22 protein-coding genes and 6 tRNA genes are annotated in these 24,669 nt (G+C 62.6%); 12 read left to right on the plus strand and 16 right to left on the minus strand.

Going from position 1 to position 24,669, the window contains the following annotated elements; all coding sequences use genetic code 11:
* Nucleotides 1-11: 11 nt before the first annotated feature.
* Nucleotides 12-1,022 carry an inorganic phosphate transporter gene (locus P353_RS02240; protein WP_034364723.1) on the plus strand — a complete coding sequence of 337 codons (1,011 nt, stop codon included), beginning with the start codon at nucleotides 12-14 and terminating at the stop codon, nucleotides 1,020-1,022.
* Between the two features lie 106 nt (nucleotides 1,023-1,128).
* On the opposite strand, the gene P353_RS02245 is transcribed toward P353_RS02240, so the two are convergent.
* A complete protein-coding gene (locus P353_RS02245; RefSeq protein ID WP_034364726.1) occupies nucleotides 1,129-2,910 on the minus strand; it encodes a putative bifunctional diguanylate cyclase/phosphodiesterase in 1,782 nt (593 codons plus the stop codon).
* A gap of 218 nt (nucleotides 2,911-3,128) precedes the next feature.
* Nucleotides 3,129-3,614, minus strand: a complete 486-nt coding sequence (locus P353_RS02250; protein WP_034365437.1) for an NINE protein — start codon at nucleotides 3,612-3,614, stop codon at nucleotides 3,129-3,131.
* 282 nt (nucleotides 3,615-3,896) lie between these two features.
* Here P353_RS02250 and rpsP point away from each other — a divergent pair, with 282 nt between their 5' ends.
* The 6 genes from rpsP to P353_RS02280 all read left to right on the plus strand — a co-directional run bounded on the left by rpsP (nucleotide 3,897) and on the right by P353_RS02280 (nucleotide 8,020).
* Nucleotides 3,897-4,151 carry a 30S ribosomal protein S16 gene (gene rpsP / locus P353_RS02255; RefSeq protein ID WP_003058210.1) on the plus strand — a complete coding sequence of 85 codons (255 nt, stop codon included), beginning with the start codon at nucleotides 3,897-3,899 and terminating at the stop codon, nucleotides 4,149-4,151.
* 102 nt (nucleotides 4,152-4,253) lie between these two features.
* Nucleotides 4,254-4,823: a ribosome maturation factor RimM gene (gene rimM / locus P353_RS02260; protein ID WP_034364729.1), complete on the plus strand. Its 570-nt coding sequence runs from the start codon at nucleotides 4,254-4,256 to the stop codon at nucleotides 4,821-4,823.
* 52 nt (nucleotides 4,824-4,875) lie between these two features.
* Nucleotides 4,876-5,655, plus strand: coding sequence for a tRNA (guanosine(37)-N1)-methyltransferase TrmD (gene trmD, locus P353_RS02265; protein ID WP_034364732.1), 780 nt, complete (start codon nucleotides 4,876-4,878; stop codon nucleotides 5,653-5,655).
* Nucleotides 5,656-5,792: 137 nt separating this feature from the next.
* Entirely contained in the window at nucleotides 5,793-6,179 is a 387-nt protein-coding gene (gene rplS, locus P353_RS02270) for a 50S ribosomal protein L19 (protein WP_003076790.1), read from the plus strand.
* A 111-nt stretch (nucleotides 6,180-6,290) separates the two neighbouring features.
* On the plus strand, nucleotides 6,291-6,989 hold the full coding sequence (locus tag P353_RS02275) for a CoA pyrophosphatase (protein WP_034364735.1): 699 nt from the start codon (nucleotides 6,291-6,293) through the stop codon (nucleotides 6,987-6,989).
* A gap of 47 nt (nucleotides 6,990-7,036) precedes the next feature.
* On the plus strand, nucleotides 7,037-8,020 hold the full coding sequence (locus P353_RS02280) for a CobD/CbiB family protein (RefSeq protein WP_034364737.1): 984 nt from the start codon (nucleotides 7,037-7,039) through the stop codon (nucleotides 8,018-8,020).
* A gap of 69 nt (nucleotides 8,021-8,089) precedes the next feature.
* Here P353_RS02280 and P353_RS02285 read toward each other — a convergent pair whose 3' ends face one another.
* The 4 genes from P353_RS02285 to P353_RS02300 form a co-directional block, all read right to left on the minus strand.
* Entirely contained in the window at nucleotides 8,090-8,980 is an 891-nt protein-coding gene (locus P353_RS02285; RefSeq protein ID WP_034364739.1) for a lytic transglycosylase domain-containing protein, read from the minus strand.
* 143 nt (nucleotides 8,981-9,123) lie between these two features.
* Nucleotides 9,124-10,110 carry a ribosome small subunit-dependent GTPase A gene (gene rsgA, locus P353_RS02290; protein ID WP_052084634.1) on the minus strand — a complete coding sequence of 329 codons (987 nt, stop codon included), beginning with the start codon at nucleotides 10,108-10,110 and terminating at the stop codon, nucleotides 9,124-9,126.
* A gap of 5 nt (nucleotides 10,111-10,115) precedes the next feature.
* Complete coding sequence (locus tag P353_RS02295) at nucleotides 10,116-10,454, minus strand: 4a-hydroxytetrahydrobiopterin dehydratase (protein WP_034364741.1); 339 nt, start codon at nucleotides 10,452-10,454, stop codon at nucleotides 10,116-10,118.
* Nucleotides 10,455-10,473: 19 nt separating this feature from the next.
* Complete coding sequence (locus P353_RS02300) at nucleotides 10,474-11,775, minus strand: M48 family metallopeptidase (RefSeq protein WP_034364743.1); 1,302 nt, start codon at nucleotides 11,773-11,775, stop codon at nucleotides 10,474-10,476.
* 30 nt (nucleotides 11,776-11,805) lie between these two features.
* Here P353_RS02300 and orn point away from each other — a divergent pair, with 30 nt between their 5' ends.
* Nucleotides 11,806-12,414, plus strand: coding sequence for an oligoribonuclease (gene orn / locus P353_RS02305; protein ID WP_034364746.1), 609 nt, complete (start codon nucleotides 11,806-11,808; stop codon nucleotides 12,412-12,414).
* A 283-nt stretch (nucleotides 12,415-12,697) separates the two neighbouring features.
* The gene (locus P353_RS02310) at nucleotides 12,698-14,839 is read left to right on the plus strand and encodes a DEAD/DEAH box helicase (protein WP_034364748.1); all 2,142 of its coding nucleotides are present in this window, start codon (nucleotides 12,698-12,700) and stop codon (nucleotides 14,837-14,839) included.
* 180 nt (nucleotides 14,840-15,019) lie between these two features.
* Here P353_RS02310 and P353_RS02315 read toward each other — a convergent pair whose 3' ends face one another.
* The 10 genes from P353_RS02315 to P353_RS02360 all read right to left on the minus strand — a co-directional run bounded on the left by P353_RS02315 (nucleotide 15,020) and on the right by P353_RS02360 (nucleotide 20,113).
* Nucleotides 15,020-16,252, minus strand: a complete 1,233-nt coding sequence (locus tag P353_RS02315; RefSeq protein WP_034364751.1) for a multidrug effflux MFS transporter — start codon at nucleotides 16,250-16,252, stop codon at nucleotides 15,020-15,022.
* Nucleotides 16,253-16,411: 159 nt separating this feature from the next.
* Nucleotides 16,412-16,487: transfer RNA gene (locus P353_RS02320), tRNA-Lys, on the minus strand.
* A gap of 49 nt (nucleotides 16,488-16,536) precedes the next feature.
* Nucleotides 16,537-16,612, minus strand: a tRNA-Lys gene (locus P353_RS02325).
* Between the two features lie 49 nt (nucleotides 16,613-16,661).
* A tRNA-Lys gene (locus P353_RS02330) sits at nucleotides 16,662-16,737 on the minus strand.
* Nucleotides 16,738-16,786: 49 nt separating this feature from the next.
* Nucleotides 16,787-16,862, minus strand: a tRNA-Lys gene (locus tag P353_RS02335).
* A gap of 51 nt (nucleotides 16,863-16,913) precedes the next feature.
* Nucleotides 16,914-16,989: transfer RNA gene (locus P353_RS02340), tRNA-Lys, on the minus strand.
* 49 nt (nucleotides 16,990-17,038) lie between these two features.
* Nucleotides 17,039-17,114, minus strand: a tRNA-Lys gene (locus P353_RS02345).
* A 79-nt stretch (nucleotides 17,115-17,193) separates the two neighbouring features.
* Complete coding sequence (locus P353_RS02350; protein WP_034364755.1) at nucleotides 17,194-18,072, minus strand: NAD(P)-dependent oxidoreductase; 879 nt, start codon at nucleotides 18,070-18,072, stop codon at nucleotides 17,194-17,196.
* Between the two features lie 216 nt (nucleotides 18,073-18,288).
* Nucleotides 18,289-19,266, minus strand: a complete 978-nt coding sequence (locus P353_RS02355; RefSeq protein WP_034364758.1) for a GMP reductase — start codon at nucleotides 19,264-19,266, stop codon at nucleotides 18,289-18,291.
* A gap of 199 nt (nucleotides 19,267-19,465) precedes the next feature.
* The gene (locus tag P353_RS02360) at nucleotides 19,466-20,113 is read right to left on the minus strand and encodes a TetR/AcrR family transcriptional regulator (RefSeq protein WP_034364761.1); all 648 of its coding nucleotides are present in this window, start codon (nucleotides 20,111-20,113) and stop codon (nucleotides 19,466-19,468) included.
* Nucleotides 20,114-20,218: 105 nt separating this feature from the next.
* Here P353_RS02360 and P353_RS02365 point away from each other — a divergent pair, with 105 nt between their 5' ends.
* The 3 genes from P353_RS02365 to P353_RS02375 all read left to right on the plus strand — a co-directional run bounded on the left by P353_RS02365 (nucleotide 20,219) and on the right by P353_RS02375 (nucleotide 24,600).
* Nucleotides 20,219-21,715 carry an efflux transporter outer membrane subunit gene (locus P353_RS02365; protein ID WP_034364764.1) on the plus strand — a complete coding sequence of 499 codons (1,497 nt, stop codon included), beginning with the start codon at nucleotides 20,219-20,221 and terminating at the stop codon, nucleotides 21,713-21,715.
* A gap of 124 nt (nucleotides 21,716-21,839) precedes the next feature.
* A complete protein-coding gene (locus P353_RS02370; RefSeq protein ID WP_034364768.1) occupies nucleotides 21,840-23,012 on the plus strand; it encodes an HlyD family secretion protein in 1,173 nt (390 codons plus the stop codon).
* Nucleotides 23,013-23,019: 7 nt separating this feature from the next.
* On the plus strand, nucleotides 23,020-24,600 hold the full coding sequence (locus tag P353_RS02375; protein ID WP_034364770.1) for a DHA2 family efflux MFS transporter permease subunit: 1,581 nt from the start codon (nucleotides 23,020-23,022) through the stop codon (nucleotides 24,598-24,600).
* Nucleotides 24,601-24,669: the final 69 nt, after the last annotated feature.

Genomic DNA, 24,669 nt, shown 5'->3' on the forward strand with positions numbered 1-24,669 from the left:
GGAGCCCGATCATGGAGCCGGTACAGGCAGCCCTCTGGGTTGTGATTTTGCTGGTGGTGCTCGCCTTGCTGTTCGATTTCATGAACGGCTTTCACGACGCTGCCAATTCGATTGCCACCGTGGTTTCCACGGGGGTTCTCAAACCTACTCAGGCCGTGGCATTTGCCGCGTTCTTCAACGTTGTGGCGGTTTTCGTCTTCCACCTCAGTGTGGCGGCAACCGTGGGCAAGGGTATTGTTCAGCCGGGCATCGTTGACACGCATGTCGTGTTCGGCGCCCTGGTGGGGGCCATCACCTGGAACGTAATCACCTGGATCTACGGCATTCCCAGCAGTTCCTCGCATGCCCTGATTGGCGGCATCGTGGGTGCGGTGATTGCCAAGGCCGGCGCGGGCGCGCTGATCGCCAGCGGCATCTGGAAGACCGTGGCCTTCATCTTCGTCTCACCCGTGCTGGGCTTTCTGCTGGGTTCGCTGATGATGGTGCTGGTGGCCTGGATTTTCCGCCGCGCCAGCCCCAATCGCGTGGACAAGTGGTTCCGCCGTCTGCAGCTGGTGTCTGCTGGTGCCTACAGCCTGGGTCACGGTGGTAACGATGCGCAAAAGACCATCGGCATCATCTGGCTGCTGCTGATTGCCACGGGCTATGCCAATGCCGGTGATGCCGAGCCTCCCTTGTGGACCATCGTGAGCTGCTATCTGGCCATCGGACTGGGCACCATGTTTGGCGGCTGGCGCATCGTCAAGACCATGGGGCAGAAGATCACCAAGCTCAAGCCCGTCGGTGGTTTCTGCGCCGAATCCGGTGGTGCTCTGACATTGTTCTTTGCCACCTTCCTGGGTGTTCCCGTCTCGACCACGCACACCATTACCGGTGCCATCGTGGGCGTGGGTTCCACGCAGCGCGCGAGTGCCGTGCGCTGGGGCGTGGCTGGCAATATCGTCTGGGCATGGATTCTGACGATCCCTGCCAGCGCCTTTGTGGCATCCATTGCCTACTGGATCAGCCTGCAGCTGTATTGAGTTTGTGCGCTCCTTGATTGATAGCAGTTAGCGCTTGTCAATCAAGGGGGAAATGCCAAAAAGGCTTCGCATTGCGAAGCCTTTTTTCATGGCGCAAACACGGTAGTCAAGCTGCAGTTTCCTGCAGACTGGATATGGCCTGCCGCTGCAGCAGCGATCTGAGTTGGCTCACCGGTGCCGGGGGGCTGAGCAGATAGCCCATGAAATGCTCGCAGCCATATTGCGCCAGCAGGGCGCGCTGCTCCAGGGTTTCCACCCCTGCGCCGACGATCATCATCCGATGGCGGGCGGCCAGCGCGATGGCCGCCTGCACGGCGGCTTCGGCGGCATTGTTGGGCCCCAGGCGCTGCACCAGAGACTGCGAGAGCTTGAGCTGGTTCAGGGGCAACTGTTGCAGCGCTTCCTGCATATGGGAGCTGCCACCAAAATCGTCGAGTGACAGCCGTACCCCCATGGTGCGCAGGCGGGTGAGTGTGGGCACTATATCCGCGTGTGGAGGACTCAGGGCCTGAGTGGAAAGCTCCAGCAGCAGCAAGGCCGGGTCGGCCCCTGTCTGGCTGATGATGCCCTGCACCTGCTCGGCCAGATCGGCTTGCCTGAGCTGCCTGGCGCTGATGTTGACGCAGATGGGCAGCTTGCCCAATTGCGGGTCGGCTTTCCATCGGGCCAATTGCTCGCAGGCGGCTTGAATGCTCCAGCGGCCCAGCGGAACGATGATGTCTGTTTCCTCTGCCACCGACAGGAAGATGCTCGGTGGTACCAGTCCTCGTCTGGGATGGCGCCAGCGCAGCAGGGCTTCCAGTGCGTTGACTTCGCCGCTGGCGGAATATTGCGCCTGGTAATGCAGCTCGAACTGGCCGAGGCGCAGGGCTTCGCGCAGCTCTTGCTCGATGCGGTGGCGATCATTGGCCTGGATGCGCTGCTCGGGGCTGAAGAAGTGCAGGCCGCGGGCTTCCTCGTCGCGCAGACGGTACATGGCGCTCTCAGCCTGCTGCAGCAACTCGGTGGCGGAGCGGGAATGGGGGCCGAACAAAGTGGCGCCGATATTGGCCTCCAGCATCGCGTTTTTGTTGCCGAGCTGGTAGCTGCCGTTCAGGCTTTCCTGCAGACGCTCTCCCAAGCGCTCCACCAGCACCGTGGTCACCTCGATATCCGGGGATAGATCCGAAACCATGATGACGAAATGCGTGGCATCGAGTCTGGCCACGGTATCGCAGGAGCGTACGCAGGCCAGCAGGCGCTGTGCGATGTTCTGTGCCAGGCCGGCCGGGCTCTCGCCTGTGCCGGCGGACGAGCCCGCCACCGGCCCCATGTCTATGGTCAGCAAGGCCCCGCGCCAGCCCGTGCGCTCGGACTGGATCATGGCCTGGGACAGCCTGTCTAGCAGCAGGCGCCGGTTGGGCAGATTGGTCAGCACATCGAAGAAGGAAAGGCTTTCTGCCTCGTTGCCATGAGGCAGCAGTTCCTTGCAGGCCAGCACGGTGTAATTGGCCGATAGGGCGTGAGCCGACAGATTGAGCTTGCGCCCATTGGGCAACTGAAACTGGGCATTGGCCTGCTGGCGCGCAATAAGGGCCTGATGACTCCCGGCGATATGGCTCAGAGCCGGTGCAGCGCTTGCCGGGGCTGCGGTTGCGGCAGCTTGCAAGGCGGCTTGCAGAGGTATGCCTACCTTGAGGGTGGCGGCCAGCCAGGGAAATAGCTGCAGGTAGCCATCATTCCAGCGCTGGGCCCGGTTCTGGGCATCCAGCAGCACATAGCCGCTGCTGGTCTGCTCGAGAATGCGGAAAAGCTGTTCTCCGTACACGCCGACCAGACTGGTGGCAGCTGGAAAGGAGTTTTGCCCATGCACTTCGGATCTGGCAGACTTTTCGTTGGTTGCAGACATAAGACCTCTTCGGACTGGTGCAGCAAAGCCGTCGTAGTGCGAAAACTGCTTGGATGCAGTCTTTGCAAGATGTTCGTCAGTTGGGCATTGTGAGTTCTGTGGAATCGGCAGGCGGCGCTTTGCGTTCAGCGGGTGAAAAATTAGACTTTTGCTTACAAAAGCGGCGAGGCCGAAGCCGCTTCGGCGTGAGCGAGAACCCCTGGTTCAGGGCGCTGCAGCTACTGCGAAATCTTGCGCGCCTCTTCGACCTGATATTCGAAGTAGTGCTGGAAGCTGTAGGCAATACTGGCCATCAGCACGGTGGCCCCCAGCATCAGGGACAGGCTTACGGCAAAAATCGTGGCCCATTGGGTGCGTCCCGCAGGCGCGTCGGCATCCATCCTGGGATTGAAGAGCCGATTCCAGTTTCGCTGTTCCATCAGGCCGTAGAGAATGGCGCGCAGGGCGCAGCCCGCGATGGTGAAGCCGAGCAGGGGGATCAGCAGCCAGCTCAGCCTGTCGTCCTGCCCCAGCTGCTGCACGCGTTCGATGCCGTAGATGCCGAGTGCCGTGGGAATGGGCAGCAGCCAGCCAAGCCAGTCTCCAAGTCCGTGCAGGTAAAAGCGATGCAGCCCGAGCGGGCCGCCGAGCAAGGCCAGCCAGGCGGCAACTGTCTTGTTTTTTGGGCGAGGGGCCGGGGTGGTGGCGGGAGCAAGTTGGTTCATGGTCTGGTGCGCAGGCAGAAAACGAAAGAACCCGTCCATTATTCCCTTCGCGCGGAATGCGGGGCTCAGGGCAATTGCGGTTCACTTTCAGGCAGTCCTCTGTGTCGACTATGCCCATTTGTCGTTGCTATAGGCAGCTTTGACAGAACTCGATATAATTTCCGGTTTTACGGCGTGTCGCTGGCCGGGTGGTCATGTCGCGTGTCTCAAACGCTGTAAGAAAACCTGCGCAGCTGGTCAAATTTTTGATGGCACTGGCTGTAACCACCCGAAGGAAACATCATGGTTGTTATTCGTCTCTCCCGCGGCGGCTCTAAGGCTCGTCCCTTCTACAACATCGTTGCAGCTGACAAGCGCGTGCGTCGCGACGGTGCTTTCATCGAACGTCTGGGTTTCTACAACCCTAGCGCTCGTGGCGCCGAAGAAGGCCTGCGTCTGGCTCTGGACCGCGTGAACTACTGGAAGAGCGTTGGTGCTCAAACTTCCGATACGGCTGAACGCCTGATCAAGGAAGCTGCAAAGAAGGTTGCTGCCTAATTTAGGCGGTTGCTCTCTAGGCACCTTTACCAAAGCGGGTTCCGTTGGCTTGCCTGACGGGACCCGTTTTTTATTGAAATTCTGCATTTTTCTGCTGATCCCATGAGCCACATGCCTGTTCTTCAAGCCACGAGCTTGCCTGCTGATGCCATTGAAGTCGGTCGCATTGCCGATGCCTGGGGAATCAAGGGCTGGTTCAAGGTTCATGCCTTCAGCAGCGCCCCAGAGGCCCTGTTTACCGCCAAGGACTGGTTTTTGCAGCCTGCCGAGAAAGGCGCCAAGCATTTCACGGGCACCGTGGTGCTGCCCGTCAAGCAGGCCCGCTTCCATTCCGACACCATTGTGGCCACCTCGCTTGAGGTCGCTGACCGCAACGCTGCCGAGGCTTTGCGTGGTGCCCGCGTCTTTGTGGCGCGCGAGCATTTTCCCAAGACCGAGGATGGTGAGTTCTACTGGGTGGATCTGATGGGGCTGAACGTGGTCAACCGCGAAGGTGTGGCCCTGGGGGTGATCACGGACTTGATGGCCACCGGCCCGCAGACCGTGCTGGTGCTGGGCTATGAACAGGACGGCAAGGAGCAGGAGCGTCTGATACCCTTTGTCGATGCCTATGTGGATTCGGTGGATCTGGCCGGCAAGAAGATCGTGGTCGACTGGCAGCCCGATTATTGAACTGGAAAGCCTTTTTGCTATTTAGTTTGTAGCTGAAATCGCTTTTATACCAATGCGTTTCGACATTATTACGCTGTTCCCTGAACTGTTCGCTCCATTTCTTGAGAGCGGGGTGACACGCCGTGCCTACAGTTCGGGCCAGGTGGCAGTGCATCTGTGGAATCCGCGTGACTGGGCTGAAGGCAACTACCGCCGTGTGGATGATCGACCGTTTGGCGGAGGCCCCGGCATGGTGATGATGGCCGAGCCGCTGCAGCGCTGCCTTGAAGCGATTCGCTCGGCACGCACCGAGGCCGATGCTCAGGAGCTGGCCGAGCCTGCTCCTGTAGTGCTGTTCTCACCCATAGGTACGACTCTCAAGCATGCGGTGGTGGCCGATTGGGCCGAAAGCCGGGGGGCGGTGCTGCTCTGCGGCCGCTATGAGGGCATTGACCAGCGTTTTATTGATAGAAATGTCACTCATCAACTGAGTCTGGGTGACTTTGTACTTTCGGGCGGCGAGCTGGCAGCCATGGTGCTGCTGGACTCTTTGGCGCGTCTGCAGCCCGGCGTGCTCAACGACGAAGGCAGCTTTCAGCAGGACAGCTTCAATCCTGCGCTTGACGGCTTGCTGGACTGCTCTCATTACACGCGCCCGGAGGTCTGGAATGGCCAGGATGTGCCGGCCGCGCTGCTCTCCGGCCACCACTCCAATATCGAGCGCTGGCGCCGCGACCAGCGCCTGCGCATTACGGCCGAGCACAGGCCCGAGCTGATAGAGCAGGCCCGTGAGCAGGGGCTGCTCAATGCCAAGGATGAGGGTTTTTTGGCAAAAACTGCGTCCAAGCTATAATTGCAGGCTCTTTGATCCTCTATCCGGCCGCTGCAAGGAAATGGCGGAGCCGCTTCGGCAGCTCGCTTAATGCAGCAATAGCACCAATCCCGGCGCTTGCCAATTCTGGCGCGGACAAGATCAAGGTGGACTAAATCATGAATCTGATCCAGACCCTCGAGCAAGAAGAAATCGCTCGCCTGAACAAGACCATCCCCGAATTCGCCCCCGGTGACACCGTCATCGTGAGCGTGAACGTGGTGGAAGGTAGCCGTAAGCGCGTGCAGGCTTACGAAGGCGTGGTGATTGCCAAGCGTAATCGCGGCCTGAACAGCGGCTTCACAGTGCGCAAGATCTCCAGCGGCGAAGGCGTGGAACGTACGTTCCAGACCTACTCTCCCCTGATCGCCAAGATCGAAGTCAAGCGTCGCGGTGATGTGCGTCGTGCCAAGCTGTACTACCTGCGTGAGCGCAGCGGCAAGTCTGCTCGTATCAAGGAAAAGCTGCCCCAGCGCGTTAACAAGACTGCTGCTGCAGCCGTGTAATACGCGTATCGGAAGCGATTCCGTAAAAGCCGCTACAGTTCGCTGTGGCGGCTTTTTTTATGCCGGCCTTGGCTTTGTGATTCTTGCTTTTGGTTTTGGCTGAACACCTACATGCCTGCAACTGATAATTCTTCGCTCCCCGTGGTGGGCATTGTTGATCCGCGCCAGGCGCGCCTGCTGGGGATAGACAGCCAGCTGCCGGCCGTGCCGCTGGATGCGCAGACGCCGCAAGCCCTGCGCACACGCTTTGCCCAGCCGCCGCAATGGCTGCCCGAGGCCATGCAGGAAAAACGCATCACGGCCAGGCAGCCTTCTGACGCGGCCGTGCTCGTGCCCATCGTCATGCGCGAGCGGCCCACGGTATTGCTGACCGTGCGTTCGGCCGGGCTGTCCACGCACTCGGGCCAGGTGGCCTTTCCCGGCGGCAAGCGTGACCCGCAGGATGTCTCGGCCGAGGCCACGGCGGTGCGCGAGGCGCATGAGGAAGTCGGGCTGGCCCCGAGGAATGTCGAGGTGCTGGGGCGCCTGCCGATTTATGTGACGGGGACCGCGTTCCACATCACCCCTGTGGTGGCTCTGGTCCACCCGCAGGCCAGCTACTTCCCCAACCCGGGAGAGGTGGCCGATCTGTTCGAGGTCCCGCTGTCCTATCTGCTCAATCCCGCGCATCATGAGCGTCATGCCATGCAGTGGCAGGGCGTGGATCGCGAATGGTTTGCCATGCCCTATCAGGATGGTGAGCAGCAACGCTATATCTGGGGAGCGACAGCGGGCATGTTGCGCAATCTTTACCGTTTTTTGGCGGCTTGAGACAGCAGTTGTAACGAGCCGACAAACAGCGCCGCTATGATGAAGCAATGAGCTTTTTTGCCATCCTGATCGCACTGCTGCTGGAGCAGGCACGTCCGCTGGCCCGGTCCAACCTGGTGCAGGCCGGTTACCGCGCCTGGACCGTGACCGTGCGCAGCAACTTCGATGCCGGCAAGCCCCATCACGGCTGGCTGGCCTGGGCCATGGCCGTGCTGCTGCCCAGTCTTATCGTGCTGGGCATATTCTGGGCGCTGATGGAGTTCATTGGCTGGCCCGCCGCGATGCTGTGGAACGTCGCCGTGCTCTATGTCACGCTGGGTTTCCGCCAGTTCAGCCACCATTTCACGCGGATTCGCGATGCGCTCGATGCGGGCGATGAATTCGCAGCCCGCCAGGCCCTGGCCGACTGGCAGCAGGTCGATGCCAGCGAGGTGCCGCGCAGCGAGGTGGTTCGCCATGTCATCGAGTACTCGGTGCTGGCCGCACACCGTCATGTATTTGGCGTGCTGTTCTGGTTTTCGATTCTCTCGGCCCTGGGGCTGGGGCCGCTGGGGGCCATCCTCTACCGCATGGCCGAATACCTGTCGCGAGCCTGGTCGCGCAAGGGGGCCGAAGGGCTGCGGGCGCCGACCAGCGAGCGCTTGCACTGGGCTGCCGCCAAGGCCTGGTATGTGATCGACTGGCTGCCGGCGCGGCTGACGGCGCTTTCCTTTGCCATGGTGGGCAGCTTTGAGGAAGCCATAGACAACTGGCGCGTCTATGCCCAGCGCTTTCCCAATGACAACGACGGCGTGATTCTGGCGGCCACCGCGGGCGCCATCAATGTACGCCTCGGGGGCGAGGCCTTGCGCCGCCGCGATGCGGCTGACGGTGAAGAGGGCGACGATGCACAGTGGGCGGGCAGCGATGTCACTCCGGGACGAGAGCCGGAAATGTCCCATCTTCGCAGTGTGGTGGGGCTGGTCTGGCGTTCGGTCGTGGTCTGGCTTCTGCTGCTGGCCTTGCTGACCTTTGCCCGTCTGCTCGGCTGAGTCTTCAGGCCTGGCCGTCGGCGGTGAAAAAGCCCGCCGCAGGGATGCCGGCCGCTCTGCCGGACTGGATCAGTGGGCAGGACGCTCGTGGCGCTTGGCGCGATAGAAGCTCAGTATGCGTCGCACATATTCACGCGTCTCCGCATAAGGAGGCACACCGCCATACTGCTGCACGGTTCTCTCGCCCGCGTTGTAGGCGGCCGACACCAGTGCCACATCGCCCTCGAAGCGCTCCAGCAGCCAGCGCAGGTAGGCCAGCCCGCCACGCACGTTCTGCTCGGGATTCCAGGCATCGCGTACGCCAAAACGCTCGGCCGTCTCGGGAATGAGCTGCATGAGACCTTGAGCGTTGCGCGGCGACAGCGCCTGCGCCTCGAAATTCGACTCCGAGCGCACGATGGCCAGTGCCAGCCGCGGATCAATCGAGAAGCGTGGCGCCAGGCGCTGCACCAGCTCGGCCATGCGCCGCTTCTCCCTGGGCAGACTGCTCACATAGCTGGCCACCACTTCGTGGGGCACGGCCTCTTGGCCGGAGTCGGTGAACTCCTGAGGCGGAGCATCCCCCTGGGTCAGGCAGTCGGGCAGCCGGTCGCCGGGCAGCTTGCCGGCCAGCAGCAGCCGGGCTTTTTCATGTCCGCGCTGGGCGGCCAGGGCCAGCAGCGTCGTGCCCGTGGCAGGGTCGGGTGTCATGCCTCTGCCCTGCAACAGCAGCCGGCCCAGCCGGTATTGGGCCTCGAGGCTGCCATAGCGTGCCGCCGCGCAATAACGCTGGGCGGCGCGCCATGGCTGCTGGCGCTGCTCGGCCTTGTAACCCTCTTCGATCCAGCGAGACAGCGTGGGCGGCTCGTCGTCCCAGCTCGGGGCGGACTCCGTGCCCTGAGCCCAGCCCGAGCTCATGCCCGCAGACAGCACGACGGCGAGGGCGGCTTGCAGGCAGGGCTGAAAAACTCTGGGTCTCATGGCGTGAACACCGGGTTGTGGCTGCCAGCCTATCCCGGATGCGGCGCAATCGTGCCGGCGCTCATCGGGCTTGGAATGGCTGCGTGGCAAACGCTGAAATTGCTCTCATATGGCGCGGCCTTCCGGCTTGGCTGGCCTCGCGCTCAGTAGCGGGGTTCCTGACTCAATTCCTCGAACAGCTCGCCATAGATCCGGTAGCGGTTGGCGCTGATGGCGTGGGGGCTGTCCTGCGCTTCGACCTGGGCCATGACGGCGCAGCCAGGCTCATGCAGATGGGTGCAGTTGTAGAACTTGCACTGGTCTGCCAGCGCGCCGATGTCGGGCATGCAGGCGGCCAGTTGCGTGGCGGCAATGTGATAGAGGCCGAACTCCTGAAATCCAGGCGAGTCGATGATGGCTGTGGTGCGTGCCTCATCCACCCAGTACAAGGTGGTGCTGGTGGTGGTGTGCTTGCCGGTGTTCAGTGCTTGCGAAATTTCGTTGGTCGCCACCTTGGCATCGGGCAGCAGCAAGTTGATCAAGGTGCTCTTGCCTACGCCCGAAGGGCCGAGAACCAGGGTTGTCTTGCCTTGCAGCAGGCCGATGATGGCGTCGCGATCCTCGTCGTCCGCATCTTCCAGCGACAGCGGCAGCACCATGTAGTGCGGCGCGGCATCCGCTGCATCGCGCATGGCCCGGTAGGGCTCCAGCCGTTGCCAAGCGCGCAGGAAGGGCTCTTCCAGGTCCATCTTGTTGAGCGCAATGATGGGTTTGATGTGCGCGGCCTCGGCTGCGATCAGGGCGCGGGCGAGCTGCACTTCGCTGAATACCGGCTCGGCGGCTATCAGAATCAGAAGCTGGTCCAGGTTGGCTGCAAAGGTCTTGGTGCGAATGTCATCCTGGCGGTAGAAGACGTTGCGACGCTCTACGATTTTCTCGATCGTGCCCTCATCGCCCTGGCCGGGTGGGGGGGCGAGCCATTGCACATGATCGCCCACCACGGCCTGGCTTTTTTTGCCGCGCGGGTGGCAGATGCGGCGCTCGCCGTCCGGGGTCTCGACCACGCAGTGGCGGCCATAGCTGGCGACCACCAGGCCTGTCTGGGTGTTGCCTGCTGCTTGGGCGCCTGGGCGCCGTCCTTGTTTTGCCATAAAGATCAGGCCGGATTCAGCAGTGCTTCGATGCGGCGTGCGCAGTCGATGTCGGTCTCGGAGATGCCGCCCACATCATGGGTGTTGAGGCTGACCTTGCAGCGGTTGTAGCCGACTTCCAGGTCGGGGTGGTGGTCCTGCTGATGGGCAATCAGGGCCAGCGCGTTCACAAAGGCCATGGTTTCGTAGAAATTCACGAAACGGAAGGTCTTGACGATGGCCGAGTCGCCGCTCGCCAGCTTCCAGCCTTGGAGGCTGTCCAGCTGATCGCGCACCTGCTCCGTGCTCAAGGCGCTGCGCTTGAGCTGGGACCAGTCTTTGTGTTGCAGTGTAGGTGTGCTCATGTCTGAAATCGTTGTGGTGTTACAAGCTGCCTGCAGGAGCCGGCATGCGCGCCAGGCGATCCACGGCAGGAGGGTGTGAATAGTAAAAGCTCACATACCATGGGTCTGGCGTGAGTGTGGAGGCATTGTCCTCGTAAAGCTTGAGCAGTGCCGAAGCCAGCTGTGCACCGTCGGCCTGCTGCATGGCATAGGCATCGGCCTCGAACTCGTCGCGGCGCGACATGGCGGACATCAGCGGCGTGACGAAGAAGCTGAAGACCGGCACGGCCAGCATGAACAGCAGCAGGGCCAGCGCATTGTTTTCGGCAGCCACGTCGATGTTCGGACCCAGCAGCACCGAGACTCCGAGTCCCGTGTAGAACCAGAGTTGCTGACTGAGCCAGCCCAGCAGCGCAAAGCCCAGCAGCGAGACGCCAAACATCAGGACCATGCGCTTGCTGATGTGCTTGTGCTTGAAGTGGCCCAGCTCGTGAGCCAGCACGGCTTCGACTTCGCCGGGGCTGAGCTGCCTGAGCAGGGTGTCAAAGAAGACCACGCGCTTGGAATTGCCAAAGCCCGTGAAATAGGCGTTGGCATGTGCCGAGCGGCGGCTTCCGTCCATCACGAACAGTCCTTTGGCCGCAAAGCCGCAGCGCTCCATCAGCCGGGTCACGCGGCTCTTGAGGCCTTCATCGGCCAGCGGCTCGAACTTGTTGAACAGCGGCGCAATAAAGCTGGGGAAAATCCACATCAGCAGCAGATTGAAAGCCGTCCAGGCGCCCCAGGCCCAGAGCCACCACAGCGGGCCGGCCCCGCCCATGAGCCAGAGAATCAGGGCCGCCAGCGGCAGGCCGATGATGGCCGCCACCAGCGTCGACTTGAGCAGGTCGCTCAGCCACAGGCCTGGCGTCATCTGGTTGAAGCCAAAGCGCTGCTCCAGCCTGAAGGTCTGATAGAGCGACAAAGGCAGCTCGATCAGCGCCGAGATCACGGCAAAGCAGGCAAGCAGCGCCAGCTGCTGCCACAGGCCGGGGCCCATGGACGCGAGCAGCCAGCGGTTGAGCCAGTCCAGCCCGCCCAGCAGCGTCCAGCACAGCAGCACGGCGGCCGACAGCGTGATGTCGATCAGCGACACCTTGGCCTTGGCCAGCGTGTAATCGGCCGCCTTCTGGTGGGCGGACAGGCTGATGCGATGGGCGAATGCCGGCGGCACGGCGCCGCGATGGGTGGCCACATGGCGCACCTGGCGCGAAACAAGCCACACGCGCAGCAGCCATTGCAGGGCCACGGCCGTCGCAAACAGCAGCGAAAGTGCCAATGTGAAATCTAGTTTGGAAGCCATGTATTGGCAGTGTAGGCGACAATTTGCGCCATGTCTGAAGCTTCCTGTACGAATTCCGTCAGCGCCGCACCCGTGGCCGCTACCCCACCGGTTCTGCCCAAATCCGATCTCAATATGGTGTGGCTGGACTGCGAAATGACGGGGCTGAACCCCGACCGCGACCGCATCATCGAGATTGCCGTGGTGGTCAGCAGCTCCGATCTGCAGATTCGCGTCGAAGGCCCGGTATTTGCCATTCATCAGTCCGACGAGCTGCTGGGCGGCATGGATGCCTGGAACAAGGGCACGCATGGCAGAAGTGGTCTGATCGACAAGGTCAAGGCCTCGAGCATCAGCGAAGCCGAGGCGGAGGCCGCGCTGATTGCCTTTCTGGGCAAATACGTGCCCAAGGGCAAGACGCCGCTGTGCGGCAACAGCATTGGCCAGGACAGGCGCTTCATGGAGCGCTACATGCCCAAGCTCAACAATTTCTTTCACTATCGCAATATCGACGTGAGCACGCTCAAGGAGCTGGCCAAGCGCTGGAAGCCCGAGGCCTATACCTCCTTCAAGAAGGCGCAGCGCCACACGGCCCTGGCCGATGTGCACGAGTCGATCGACGAGCTGCAGCATTACCGTCAGCAGCTGCTCAGTGTCTGATGGCGCGGTGGCGGTATGGTATAGCCCTGCCACTTGCGGGAAAACCCGGTGCATGCGACAATGCACTGCTTACCCGATCAATGGGTAATTTTTGCGCATCTCCATCACACACCGGGTTCTTACTTGCGTGCAACGGCCTGCATACAGCCGACACGACAAGCCATAACACCCATCTGCCCCGTTTTGCGAACGGGCCAGTCAAAGTCTGACGGTGGATGTTGATAACCAACCGTCAAAGAAGCGAGCAGCACGCTGACTGCGTCGCTTTTTGCGTGAGCTATTCATGACAGAAAACTCCCTGGAGCAGGGCCAAGTGGCCGCTGCTGATATTGCTTTGTCTTCGCCTGAAATCGATTCCCGTCTGGACGCCATGCTGGCTGACATGGACGCAGAAGACGCTGCTGCTGAAGAAAACACTGCAGAAGAAATTGCTGCTGAAGAAGTCCCTAATGGCTTCGTTGAACTGGGCCTGGCACCAGAGCTGGTTCAGGCCGTGGCCGACCTGGGCTACACCCAGCCCACACAAGTGCAGCAAAAGGCCATTCCTTTGGCCATGGGCGAAGCCGCTGATGCCAGCGGTTTCATCGACCTGATGGTGTCCAGCCAGACCGGCTCGGGCAAGACCGCCGCCTTCCTGCTGCCCGTGCTGCACACCCTGATTCAGCAACGCGCTCAAGCCGATGCCGAAGCCAAGGCCGAGTTCGAGCGTCTGTGCGCAGAAGCCACCGCCAAGGGCGAGCCTCTGCCCAAGCGCAACAAGCGCAAGGACCCCACCAACTCCCGCAACTTCAAGGCTGCCGTACCCGGCGCCCTGGTGCTGTGCCCCACGCGTGAGCTGGCCCAGCAGGTGGCGCATGACGCCATCGAGCTGGTCAAGCACTGCCGCGGCATTCGCATTGCCAACGTGGTGGGTGGCATTCCTTACCAGCTGCAAATTGCCAAGCTGCAAAACGCTGACCTCGTGGTGGCCACTCCCGGCCGTCTGCTGGATCTGCAGCGTTCCATGCAGATCAAGCTGGACAAGGTTCAGTTCCTGGTGGTTGACGAAGCTGACCGCATGCTGGATCTGGGCTTCTCCGACGATCTGGCTGAAGTCAATGTGATGACTGCCCAGCGCAAGCAGACCATGATGTTCAGCGCTACGTTCGCACCTCGCGTGCAACAGCTGGCCATGCGTGTGATGCACGACAACGGCTCCGGCGTGAAGAAGCTGACGATTGATTCGCCTCAGGAAAAGCACGCCAGCATCAAGCAAGTGCTGTTCTGGGCTGACAACGCTCAGCACAAGCGCAAGATGCTGGACCACTGGCTGCGTGACAGCAGCATCAACCAGGCCATCGTGTTTGCATCCACACAAGTGGAATGTGACGGCCTGGCTACCGACCTGCAGCAAGACGGCTTCTCCGCCGTGGCCCTGCACGGTGCTCTGAGCCAGGGTCTGCGCAATCGCCGCCTGATGGCGCTGCGCAACGGTCAGGTCCAGATCCTGGTGGCTACCGATGTGGCTGCTCGCGGTATCGACGTGCCCACCATCACCCACGTCTTCAACTACGGCCTGCCCATGAAGGCTGAAGACTACACCCACCGTATCGGTCGTACCGGCCGCGCTGGTCGCGAAGGTACTGCTGTGACGTTTGCGGAATTCCGTGACCGTCGCCGCGTGTTCGATATCGAAGGCTATACCCGTCAGCAGTTCAAGGCCGAGACCATTCCCGGCATGGAACCCCAGCAGCGCTTCCCCGCAGCTGGCGAACGTGACGGTCGCCGTGGTGGCGGCGGCGGCGCTGGTGGTCGCGGCGGCTTTGGTGGTCGCCGTGATGGCGACGGCTACGGCCGCAAGTCCGGCTTCGGCAGCTTCGGCGCCGGCCGTGGCAATGACCGCGGCGGTTTCGGTGGTGATCGTGGCGGTGACCGCTTCGGTGGCGATCGTGCCGGCTTTGGCGGTGCACCTCGCGGTGATCGCTTTGGCGATCGTGGCGAGCGCGGTGCGGATCGTGGCTTCGGCGGCGGTCGTCCCGGCTTCGGTGGTGGCGAGCAGCGCCCGGAGCGCAGCTTCGAGCGTCGCGATGACCGCGGCAGCTTCGGCGGCGGCGATCGTGGCGAGCAGCGCGGCGGCGGCTTCCGTGGTGGCGAATCGCGCGGCTTCGGCGGCGGTGAATCGCGTGGCAGCAGCTTCGGCGGTGGCCAGCGCCGTGAAGGCGGCGACTTCGGTCGCAAGAGCTTCGGCGGTGGCCGTGAAGGCGCTCATGCAGGTGCTCCCCGCGAAGGCGGCTTCCGTGGTGGCGAATCGCGCGGCTTCGGCGGCGGCGATCGCCGTCCCGCCTTTGGTCAGAGTGCCGGCAAGCCTTTCCAGCCCCATGGTGAACGTGGTGGCGAGCGCAGCTTTGAGCGCAAGCCCCGCGCACCGCGTCGCGACGAACGTTGATCGCTGATTCGGGCTGCGGCCCGAAGCATGAAAAAAGCCGGCTCTTGAAGCCGGCTTTTTGTTGCCCGAACGGGGCTGGGATCTTGCTTAAAAAGTGAGCTGCTAGCGTATGTCATTCAACGATTTCAGATACTTTTCAATCTGAAATCTATGAATGGCTTGCGGTAGAAGCTCCTTTTTTTAATGCTCAGAGGCATGGCGGCCGATGTCCGGCCAGTGGTGGTGCAGATAGATCCAGGCGACCAGGCCGATCAGCATCATCAAAATCGAGCCCGTGGCCAGCAGTGGGGCCGAATGCATGACCAGCGGCGCAATCACGCCGGCCACAAAGCCGTTGGCCACCGAGCCCACCACGGCCTGCAGGGAAGAAGCCAGGCCGCGCCGCGCAGGGTGGATGTCCAGCACCAGCAGCGTCACCACGGGCACCATCAGCGCCCAGCCGTAGGCGAACAGGCTGATGGGAATCAAGGCCCAGCTCACATGCGCGGGCCAGATCAGATTGGCCACCAGATTGATGATGGAGGTCACGCACATCACCAGAAAGCCGTGCCGGATCTGGCGCTTGGGCGGGATGCGTCCGGCCAGCCGGCCGCTGGTCCAGCTGCCGGCCATGATGCCGCCGATGGTGGCGATGAAGAACCAGAAGAACTGCGTGGGCTCAAGCTGCAAGATATCGCCCAGAAAAGCCGGCGCCGACAGCAGATAGAGAAACATGCCGTTGAACGGAATGCCGCTGGCCAGGGCCAGCAGCAGAAAGCGCGGATCGGTGAGCAAGATGCCATAGCCCTGCATCAGCGGTCTGAACTGGAAAGGCTGGCGCTTTTGGGGTGGCAGCGATTCGGGCAGAAACTTCATGTTGATGAGCCAGAGCAGCACGCCCACGATGGTCAGAAACCAGAACACGGCCTGCCAGCTCAGGTGCACGAACAGCCAGCCGCCGATCACGGGCGCCAGCGCCGGTGCCACGCCGAAGAAGATGGTGATCTGCGCCATCACGCCCTGGGCCTGGGTTGGCGGAAAGATGTCGCGCACGATGGCGCGCGAGACCACGATGCCGGCTCCGGTGGACAGGCCCTGCAGCGTGCGGAAGATCACCAGCTGGGTGATGTTCTGCGACAGCGCGCAGCCGGCCGAGGCGATGGTGAACATCACCAGTCCCCAGAGGATGACGGGGCGGCGCCCGAAGCTGTCGGCCAGGGCACCATGAAACAGGTTCATGAAGGCAAAGCCCAGCAGGTAGGCAGACAGGGTCTGCTGCATTTCTACCGGGGTTGCGCCCAATGCCTTGGCAATGCCCGAGAAGGCGGGAATATAGGTGTCAACCGAGAACGGGCCCAGCATGCCGAGAATGGCAAGCAGCATGGCCAGAGTCCAGCGCGGTCCGCGCCAGAACGTGGAGAGGTCGTTTTGCATATTGAGTCTTGGGTGGGTCGATGCGGCCCGGGGATGTCTGCATGATGCCTGATATGGCGCGGCTGCGATGTCGGCGCCTATGCTTTTGCAGATACGGCCGCACCCGGAGGCGGCAAATAAAAAAGCCAAAGTCCCTGAGAACTTTGGCTTTTGAGATTTTGGTGGGCCCTGAGTGATTCGAACACTCGACCAACGGATTAAGAGTCCGCTGCTCTACCAACTGAGCTAAGAGCCCGCCGGATAAACCGGAGGATCGATCTGAAGCATCAGACCGAATAAATTTTTGGTGGGCCCTGAGTGATTCGAACACTCGACCAACGGATTAAGAGTCCGCTGCTCTACCAACTGAGCTAAGAGCCCGCCGGATAAACCGGAGGATCGATCTGAAGCATCAGACCGAATAAATTTTTGGTGGGCCCTGAGTGATTCGAACACTCGACCAACGGATTAAGAGTCCGCTGCTCTACCAACTGAGCTAAGAGCCCGCCGGATAAACCGGAGGATCGATCTGAAGCATCAGACCGAATAAATTTTTGGTGGGCCCTGAGTGATTCGAACACTCGACCAACGGATTAAGAGTCCGCTGCTCTACCAACTGAGCTAAGAGCCCGCCGGAGTAAATCCGGAGGATCAATCTGAAGAATCAGACTGAAGAAATTTTTGGTGGGCCCTGAGTGATTCGAACACTCGACCAACGGATTAAGAGTCCGCTGCTCTACCAACTGAGCTAAGAGCCCGCCGGAGTAAATCCGGAGGATCAATCTGAAGAATCAGACTGAAGAAATTTGGTGGGCCCTGAGTGATTCGAACACTCGACCAACGGATTAAGAGTCCGCTGCTCTACCAGCTGAGCTAAGAGCCCCACACAACGCCTGCGCTGCAAGCGAGACCGCAATTATGCGCTAATTCTGGAGCGCTTGCAGGAAAACCCGCGGGTTTTTTTAATCCAGTGCGTTGCGGCGTTGCAATTCGACGAACAGGCCCGACTGGTCCAGGTCGCCCAGGCCGTTTTTCACGCCTTCGGCATAGAGCTGCTCCAGCAGGCCGGTGATGGGCGCGTCAAAGCCGATTTCCTCGGCCGTGGCGATGGCATTGCGCATGTCCTTGAGCTGCACCGTCATGCGCCCGCGTGGCGCAAAGTCGTGCTTGACCATGCGTTCGCCATGCACTTGCAGGATGCGGCTGTCGGCAAAGCCGCCGGAGATGGCTTCGCGGACCTTGGCCGGGTCGGCGCCGCCGCGCTCGGCCAGCAGCAGGGCTTCGGCCACGGCACCGATGGTGATGCCCACGATCATCTGGTTGGCCAGTTTCGCCAGCTGGCCTGCGCCATGCGGGCCTACATGGGTGGCACGGCCCAGCGCCGCAAAGACGGGCAGGGCATGCTCGAAATCCGCAGCTTCGCCTCCGGCCATGATGGCCAGCGTGCCAGCTTCTGCACCCAGCGTGCCGCCCGAGACGGGGGCATCCAGATGCCGCACGCCCAGCGCGGCAAGCTTGCCGGCATGTTCACGCGCCTCGCGTGGCTGGATGGAGGCCATGTCGATGAACAGCGATCCCTTGGGCAGGGCATCGGCAACCCCCAGCTTGAACAGCACTTCGCCCACGATGGCACCGCTCTCCAGCAGGCTCACGGCAAAGTCCACGCCGCGCACGGCATCTGCCGCACTGTCGTGGATGCTCACGCCATCGGCGGCCAGCGGCTCGGCCTTGGCGCGGGTGCGGTTCCAGGCGTGGACTTCATGGCCGGCCTGGGCCAGGCGGCGGGCCATGGGCAGGCCCATCATGCCCGTGCCCAGAACTGCGATCTTCAAAGTGTTCATGGCGTTGTTTCCCTGGAGTTATGGAACGTCAGCACGTTCTTGTGAATGACGACATGCTAAGCCCTTACGCAGGCCGCAATTGCGGCCATGACCACAGATCAGTTGTGCGCGCGGGATGCAGAAAAAGCAAAGCCGGAAACAACAAGGGCAGCCTGAGCTGCCCTTGATGCTTTTTTTGGAGGTTCACCTTCGCGCTGGTGAGTCGCGCCTGGCGGCCTACATCAGCAGATGCTCGCCGGCGTTGTCGCCGCCGAGGATGACGTAGTTGACCTTGCGGATGTCCATGAGCTTGGTGCCGCCCGAGTAGCTGATGGAGGACTGCACGTCCTGCTGCATCTCGACCAGCGTGTTCATCAGCGGGCCCTTGACGGGCTCCAGAATGCGCTTGCCTTCCACATGCTTGTACTCGCCCTTGTTGAAGTCGGAGGCCGAGCCGTAGTATTCCTTGAACAACTGGCCGTCCACTTCCACGGTCTTGCCGGGCGACTCTTCATGGCCGGCAAACAGGGAGCCGATCATCACCATGGTGGCGCCGAAGCGGATGCTCTTGGCGATATCGCCGTGGCTGCGGATGCCGCCGTCGGCAATGATGGGCTTGGTGGCCACGCGGGCGCACCACTTGAGCGCCGACAGCTGCCAGCCGCCCGTGCCGAAGCCGGTCTTGAGCTTGGTGATGCAAACCTTGCCGGGGCCCACGCCGACCTTGGTGGCGTCGGCACCCCAGTTTTCCAGGTCGATCACGGCCTCGGGCGTGGCGACGTTGCCGGCGATCACGAAGGCCGCAGGGATCTTGGCCTTGATGTAGGCAATCATGTTCTTCACGCTCTCGGCATGGCCGTGGGCAATGTCGATGGTGATGTATTCGGGGCAGATGCCGTCGGCCACGAAGCGGTCCACCGTCTCGTAGTCCGGCTGCTTGACACCCAGAGAGATGGAGGCAAACAGTCCCTTGGACTGCATCTCCTTGGTGAAGGCCACGTTGTCGATGTCAAAACGGTGCATCACATAGAAGAAGCCGTTTTGTGCCAGATAAGTGCAGATCTTCTCGTCCACCACCGTCTTCATGTTGGCGGGCACTACAGGCAGCTTGAAGCTGAGGTTGCCCAGCACGACGCTGGTGTCACATTCCGAACGGCTTTCCACGCGGCACATGCGGGGAAGCAGAAGAATGTTGTCGTAGTCGAAGATTTCCATGGTTCCAAGCTCCGGAAAAGGTCACGGCGGGAATCTCACCCACCTCAATTTTCAAGGATAGGCGCTTGGCTTGGAGCCCGGTTTTTGGCAGTGCCAGCATGCAGCAGGCAAAAAAAACCGGACCTCAAAAAACTTGGGCCCGGTGATTGATTCTATACGGCGCTGGCGCAAATAGTATGTCCCGACATTGTTATGAGGGTTATAAGGATTTTCTTATAGGCTCGCTTTCGCTCTGAGTGCCACCTGGTGTGCCATAGACCCGCATGAAGGCATCCACGGCGCGCTCGGTGCACAGGGCAATCTCCTGCGCAGTAGGAGCGGGCAGGTGCTGGAACATGAAGCGTGGCAGCAGCTCGGCCTCCAGCAGCGCCAGCAGATGATGGCGCATGACCTCGGTATCGGCATAGCGCAGCAGCCGGAGCTCTATGCCCTGCTGCAAAAAGGCATTGATGGCGACATTGCCACGCGCCGGCCCCATGTCCCAGCAGCGCTGGCCGATATTGGAGCGCCCGCCTTCGGAGACCAGCAGGCGGCGAACGGACATCACCTCCGGCGAGTACAGCAGACCCAGGAAACGCTGGCCAAAGTTGCGCAGCGTCTGCGCCGCATCGTCATTGCCGGCCTGCAGCGCCAGCATGGTGTTCTGGAAATCGGCTTCGGAGGCCTGAAACATCACCTCCAGAAACAGCGCTTCCTTGGACGCAAAGTAGTTGTAGAGCGTGGCCTTGGAGCCGCCCAGCCGTGTGCAGATCTCGGACATGGAAGTGCGCTCGAAGCCCAGTTCGCCAAAGGTGGCTGCTGCAACGTCAATGATGGCCTGTCGCTTCTCTTCCGTTTTGGTGCGCATGGGCGAAATGTCCTGGGGCGGTTGTGATGTCTTTCAGTGTAGCGCTTGCGATCTCAAACTCTGGAAACATATACTGTACCGTACAGTTTATTATTAAAGTATTTCATGACTCAATGCACAGCCGCCGCGGCGCAGAGGATTCGGCCCAGGCGCCATGGCTGGTGGGTTCTGGGCTTGCCTGCGCTACTGGCAGCCTGCGCCCAGGTTCCCGAATGGGAGGGCAAGGCACTCTTGGCGCAGCCCGTGCCCGAGCCTCTGCAGGCAGCAAGCCATGCTCCGCCCATGGACTGGCCCACCCAGCAATGGTGGCAGCGCTATGGCGACGCACTGCTCGATCAGCTGATCGCCCAGGCCCTGGAGGGCGCTCCCGATATGGCCGCCGCCGCCGCCCGCGTGCAGCAGGCCAGGGCCATGCTGGGGGTGAGCGAAGCGGCCGCTGCGCCGCAGCTTTCCGCCCGCGCCTCGGTCAGCGAGGACAAGCTCAGCTACAACCATCTGACGCCCGAGGCCTTCGCGCCGCGCGGCATGAATGACTACGGCCGCGCCACGCTGGACCTGAGCTGGTCGCTGGACCTGTGGGGCAAGCAGCGCGCCGCCGTGGCCGCCGCTGCCGGCGAGTTGGCAGCGCGCGAGGCCGATGCCGCGCAGGCGCGTCTCTTGCTATCCAGCAATGTGGCCCTGGCCTATGCGCAGCTGCTGCGCCTGGCCGCCAATGCGCAGACGCTGGAGCAATCGGTGCAGGTGCGCCACACCACGGCCGATCTGTTTGAGCAGCGCTACGCCAACGGACTGGAAAACCAGGGCAGCGTGCACAGCGCCAGGGCGCGTCTGGCAGCCGCGCAGGCCGAGCTGGCACAGATGCAGGAGCAGGTCGCCTTGCAGCGCAACAGCATTGCTGCGCTGATCGGGGCCGCGCCCGATCGTGGTGCTGCCATCGAGCTCGATGCCGGGCGCCTGCAATCACCGTGGCGTCAGCAATGGGCCTTGCCTGAACAACTGTCGGCGAATCTGCTGGGCCGTCGTCCCGATGTGGTGGCCGCCCGCCTGCAGGCCCAGGCGCTGGAGTCGCGCGTGGCATCGCAGCAGGCCGAGTTCTATCCCGATGTGAACCTCAGCGCCTTTGTCGGCGTGCAGTCGCTGGGCCTGGACATGCTGACCCGCAGCGGCTCCGGCATCGCCAGCGTGGGCCCGGCTGTCAGCCTGCCTATCTTCAATGGCGGGCGTTTGCGCTCGCAGCTGGGCGCTGCGCGTGCCCGTTATGACGAGGCCGTGGCCCAGTACCGCAGCACGCTCAACCGGGCCTTGCAGGAGGTGGCGGACAACGCCGTCAGCCAGCGAGCGCTGCAGCAGCAGCTGGCGGCCATGCAGCAGGCCGTGACGGCCGCGACCGAGGCGCATCGCGTAGCTCGCAATCGTTACGAAGGCGGGCTGGCGCGCTATCTCGATGTGCTGTCGGCCGAAGACCAGTTGCTGGCCAGCGTGCGCCAGCTGGTCGATGTGCAGTCGCGCGCCCTGACGCTCGATATCGGTCTGCATCGCGCATTGGGCGGTGGCTGGAGCGAGTCCGCCGCAGCCCCTGATGCGGTCTCGCCAAAGGCCTGAGCCGCTTTCCTGAACTGAGTCACGACCTGCGCAAAACGGGTTCGGGCAAGACGAGTGCCTCAGCAGGCAGGCCGTTCTTGCATTCTGGTTTGCGCAAGTCCCATGAATATTTCCAAGGTTTTGTATGACTGAAAACGCTTCTTCCGTGAACGCCAATCCTGCTGCGCGCGAACAGCGCCGCAACCGGTTGCTGGCCGGGCTGGCGGGCGTGGTGCTGCTGGCCGGCGCGGCTGCCGGCGCCTATTGGTGGCTGCATGCCTCCCACTTCGTCTCCACCGACAACGCCTATGCGGCGGCCGAGGTGGCGCAGGTCACGCCCTCCATAGGCGGCACGGTGCTGGAGGTGCTGGTCAGGGACACCCAGGCCGTCAAGCAAGGCGATGTGCTGGTGCGCATCGATCCCACGGACGCCAGGCTGGCACTGGCCCAGGCCGAGGCCGAGCTGGCCCGCGCCACACGCCGCGTCAAGGGCTATGTGGCCAATGATGCCGGCCTCAAGGCCCAGGTGACGGCGCGCGAGGCCGACGAAAAGCGCGCGGCCGCGCAACTGTTGGCGGCTGAGGCCGATATGGAGCGTGCCACCATCGACCTGCAGCGCCGCCAGGCCCTGGCCAAGAGCGGCTCCGTCTCGGGCGAAGAGCTGACGCAGGCGCAGAACGCCTTTGCCGCAGCCAAGGCGCAGCAGGCATCGGCCGTGGCCGCGCAGGCCCAGGCCAGGGCCAACCGCGAAGCCGCCATTGGCGCCAAGCGGGTCAACGCCACCTTGATAGAGGGCGCGGATGCCGAGACCAATCCCGAGGTGCAGCTGGCGCAGGCGCGGCGCGACCAGGCGCAGGTCGATCTCGATCGCAGCACGGTGCGCGCTCCCATCGATGGCGTGGTGGCCAAGCGCAGCGTGCAGATCGGGCAGCGCGTGCAGGCCGGCGCGCCCCTGATGACGGTGGTGCCGGTGCAGCAGATCTATGTGGATGCCAACTTCAAGGAAGGCCAGCTGGGCAAGGTGCGTGTGGGCCAGCGCGTGCAGCTGCAGTCCGATCTGTACGGCAGCGATGTGAAGTACAGCGGCACTGTGGTGGGCTTCAGCGGCGGCTCCGGCTCGGCGTTTGCGGCCATTCCCGCGCAGAACGCCACGGGCAACTGGATCAAGGTGGTGCAACGCCTGCCGGTGCGCATTCAGCTCGATGCCGCCGAGCTGGCCAAGAACCCGCTGCGTGTGGGCCTGTCCATGCAGGTGACGGTGGACACCCGCAGCGGCCCTGCCGGCGCAGCCGGCGTTGCGACCACGGTCGCGCAGTGAGTGCCTCATGAGTGATCACAACGCAAGTGCGGCCACGGCTGCCGATGCGCCTGCCGTGCCCATGGCCGCCGGCATGGTGCCGCTGACGGGGGGCACGCTGTGGCTGGCGGCCCTGGTGCTGGCCGCAGCCAATTTCATGGCCGTGCTGGACATGACGGTGGCCAATGTCTCCGTGCCCAGCATTGCCGGCAATCTGGGCGCGACCACCAGCCAGGGCACATGGGTCATCACCAGCTACGCGGTGGCCGAGGCCATCACCGTGCCGCTGACCGGCTGGCTGGCGGCGCGCTTTGGCGCGGTGCGCGTGTTTGCCACGGCCATGGGCTTGTTCGGTCTGGCATCGCTGCTGTGCGGCCTGGCCAATTCCCTGGGCATGCTGGTGTTTGCGCGTATCTTGCAGGGTCTGGCCGGCGGCCCGCTGATGCCGCTGTCCCAGTCGCTGCTGCTGCGCATCTTCCCGCCGCGCATGGCGCCCGCGGCCATCGGCCTGTGGTCCATGACCACGCTGATCGCCCCCGTGCTGGGCCCCATCGTGGGCGGCTGGATCTGCGACGAGTACACCTGGCACTGGATCTTTCTGATCAACATCCCGGTGGCCCTGGTCTGCGCGTTTGCGGTCTGGCATCTGGTCAGGCGCTACGAGCAGCCGCTGCTCAAGAACCCCATCGATACCGTGGGTCTGGTGCTGCTCATCGTCTGGGTGGGCTCGCTGCAGCTGATGCTGGACGAAGGCAAGAACCTGGACTGGTTTGCCTCGCCCATGATCGTGGCGCTGGCTGCGGTGGCCGTGGTGGGCTTTGCTGCCTTCATGATCTGGGAGCTGCATGCCGAGCACCCGATCGTTGATCTGCGCGTCTTCAGGCACCGCGGCTTTTCCATGGCCGTGCTGACCATCAGTCTGGCGTTTGCGGCCTTCTTCGCCGTCAATGTGCTCACGCCGCTGTGGCTGCAGAGCTTCATGGGCTACACGGCCACGCTGGCAGGTCTGGTCACGGCATGGACGGGGCTGTTTGCGCTGTTCGTGGCACCAGCCGCCGCGGGGCTGGCGGCCAGGGTGGACCCGCGCCGGCTGATTTTTGGCGGCGTGTTCTGGATGGGCGTGATCACCTTCTGGCGGGCGTTCGCCACGACGGACATGGGCTATTGGGACATCGCCATGCCGCTGATGTTCATGGGCCTGGGCCTGCCGTTCTTCTTCATACCGACCACCGGACTGGCACTGGCCAGCGTGGAGCCGCATGAGATGGACAACGCGGCCGGCCTGATGAACTTTCTGCGCACCCTGTCGGGCGCAGCCGCGGTCTCCATGGTCAACACGGCCTGGGAGAACGGAACGACCCGCAAGCATGCGGACCTGGTGGGCCTGAGCGATGCCAGCGGCGAGGTGCTGCAAGGGCTGCAGCAGTCGGGCATGAGTGCCGACGCGGCGCTGTCGGCGCTCGATCAGCTCATCACCAGCCAGAGCGTGATGCTGGCTACCAACCAGATCATGTTCATCATTGCGGGCGGCTTTGTGCTGGCGGCCTGCGCGATCTGGCTGGCGCCCAGGCCGAGCCGCACGGTCGAGCCCGGTGCGGGTGGACACTGAGTGTGAGTGCCGTGGCTTGAATGAATTGATAGCTGCTTTCGCTTGATATGCATGAATCTCAGATATGAA

This window comes from Comamonas testosteroni, from assembly GCF_000761245.1.
Taxonomy (GTDB): Bacteria; Pseudomonadota; Gammaproteobacteria; order Burkholderiales; family Burkholderiaceae_C; genus Comamonas; species Comamonas testosteroni_C.

Coding starts and splice junctions, on each gene's coding strand:
- P353_RS02365 (WP_034364764.1), top strand. CDS start 20,219: ATGACTCAATGCACAGCCGCCGCGGCGCAGAGGATTCGGCCCAGGCGC.
- rsgA (WP_052084634.1), bottom strand. CDS start 10,110: ATGGCAAAACAAGGACGGCGCCCAGGCGCCCAAGCAGCAGGCAACACC.
- P353_RS02285 (WP_034364739.1), bottom strand. CDS start 8,980: ATGAGACCCAGAGTTTTTCAGCCCTGCCTGCAAGCCGCCCTCGCCGTC.
- P353_RS02355 (WP_034364758.1), bottom strand. CDS start 19,266: ATGGAAATCTTCGACTACGACAACATTCTTCTGCTTCCCCGCATGTGC.
- P353_RS02280 (WP_034364737.1), top strand. CDS start 7,037: ATGAGCTTTTTTGCCATCCTGATCGCACTGCTGCTGGAGCAGGCACGT.
- rplS (WP_003076790.1), top strand. CDS start 5,793: ATGAATCTGATCCAGACCCTCGAGCAAGAAGAAATCGCTCGCCTGAAC.
- P353_RS02310 (WP_034364748.1), top strand. CDS start 12,698: ATGACAGAAAACTCCCTGGAGCAGGGCCAAGTGGCCGCTGCTGATATT.
- P353_RS02315 (WP_034364751.1), bottom strand. CDS start 16,252: ATGCAAAACGACCTCTCCACGTTCTGGCGCGGACCGCGCTGGACTCTG.
- P353_RS02360 (WP_034364761.1), bottom strand. CDS start 20,113: ATGCGCACCAAAACGGAAGAGAAGCGACAGGCCATCATTGACGTTGCA.
- P353_RS02250 (WP_034365437.1), bottom strand. CDS start 3,614: ATGAACCAACTTGCTCCCGCCACCACCCCGGCCCCTCGCCCAAAAAAC.
- orn (WP_034364746.1), top strand. CDS start 11,806: ATGTCTGAAGCTTCCTGTACGAATTCCGTCAGCGCCGCACCCGTGGCC.
- P353_RS02240 (WP_034364723.1), top strand. CDS start 12: ATGGAGCCGGTACAGGCAGCCCTCTGGGTTGTGATTTTGCTGGTGGTG.
- P353_RS02375 (WP_034364770.1), top strand. CDS start 23,020: ATGAGTGATCACAACGCAAGTGCGGCCACGGCTGCCGATGCGCCTGCC.
- P353_RS02370 (WP_034364768.1), top strand. CDS start 21,840: ATGACTGAAAACGCTTCTTCCGTGAACGCCAATCCTGCTGCGCGCGAA.
- trmD (WP_034364732.1), top strand. CDS start 4,876: ATGCGTTTCGACATTATTACGCTGTTCCCTGAACTGTTCGCTCCATTT.
- P353_RS02350 (WP_034364755.1), bottom strand. CDS start 18,072: ATGAACACTTTGAAGATCGCAGTTCTGGGCACGGGCATGATGGGCCTG.
- P353_RS02245 (WP_034364726.1), bottom strand. CDS start 2,910: ATGTCTGCAACCAACGAAAAGTCTGCCAGATCCGAAGTGCATGGGCAA.
- rpsP (WP_003058210.1), top strand. CDS start 3,897: ATGGTTGTTATTCGTCTCTCCCGCGGCGGCTCTAAGGCTCGTCCCTTC.
- P353_RS02295 (WP_034364741.1), bottom strand. CDS start 10,454: ATGAGCACACCTACACTGCAACACAAAGACTGGTCCCAGCTCAAGCGC.
- P353_RS02300 (WP_034364743.1), bottom strand. CDS start 11,775: ATGGCTTCCAAACTAGATTTCACATTGGCACTTTCGCTGCTGTTTGCG.
- rimM (WP_034364729.1), top strand. CDS start 4,254: ATGAGCCACATGCCTGTTCTTCAAGCCACGAGCTTGCCTGCTGATGCC.
- P353_RS02275 (WP_034364735.1), top strand. CDS start 6,291: ATGCCTGCAACTGATAATTCTTCGCTCCCCGTGGTGGGCATTGTTGAT.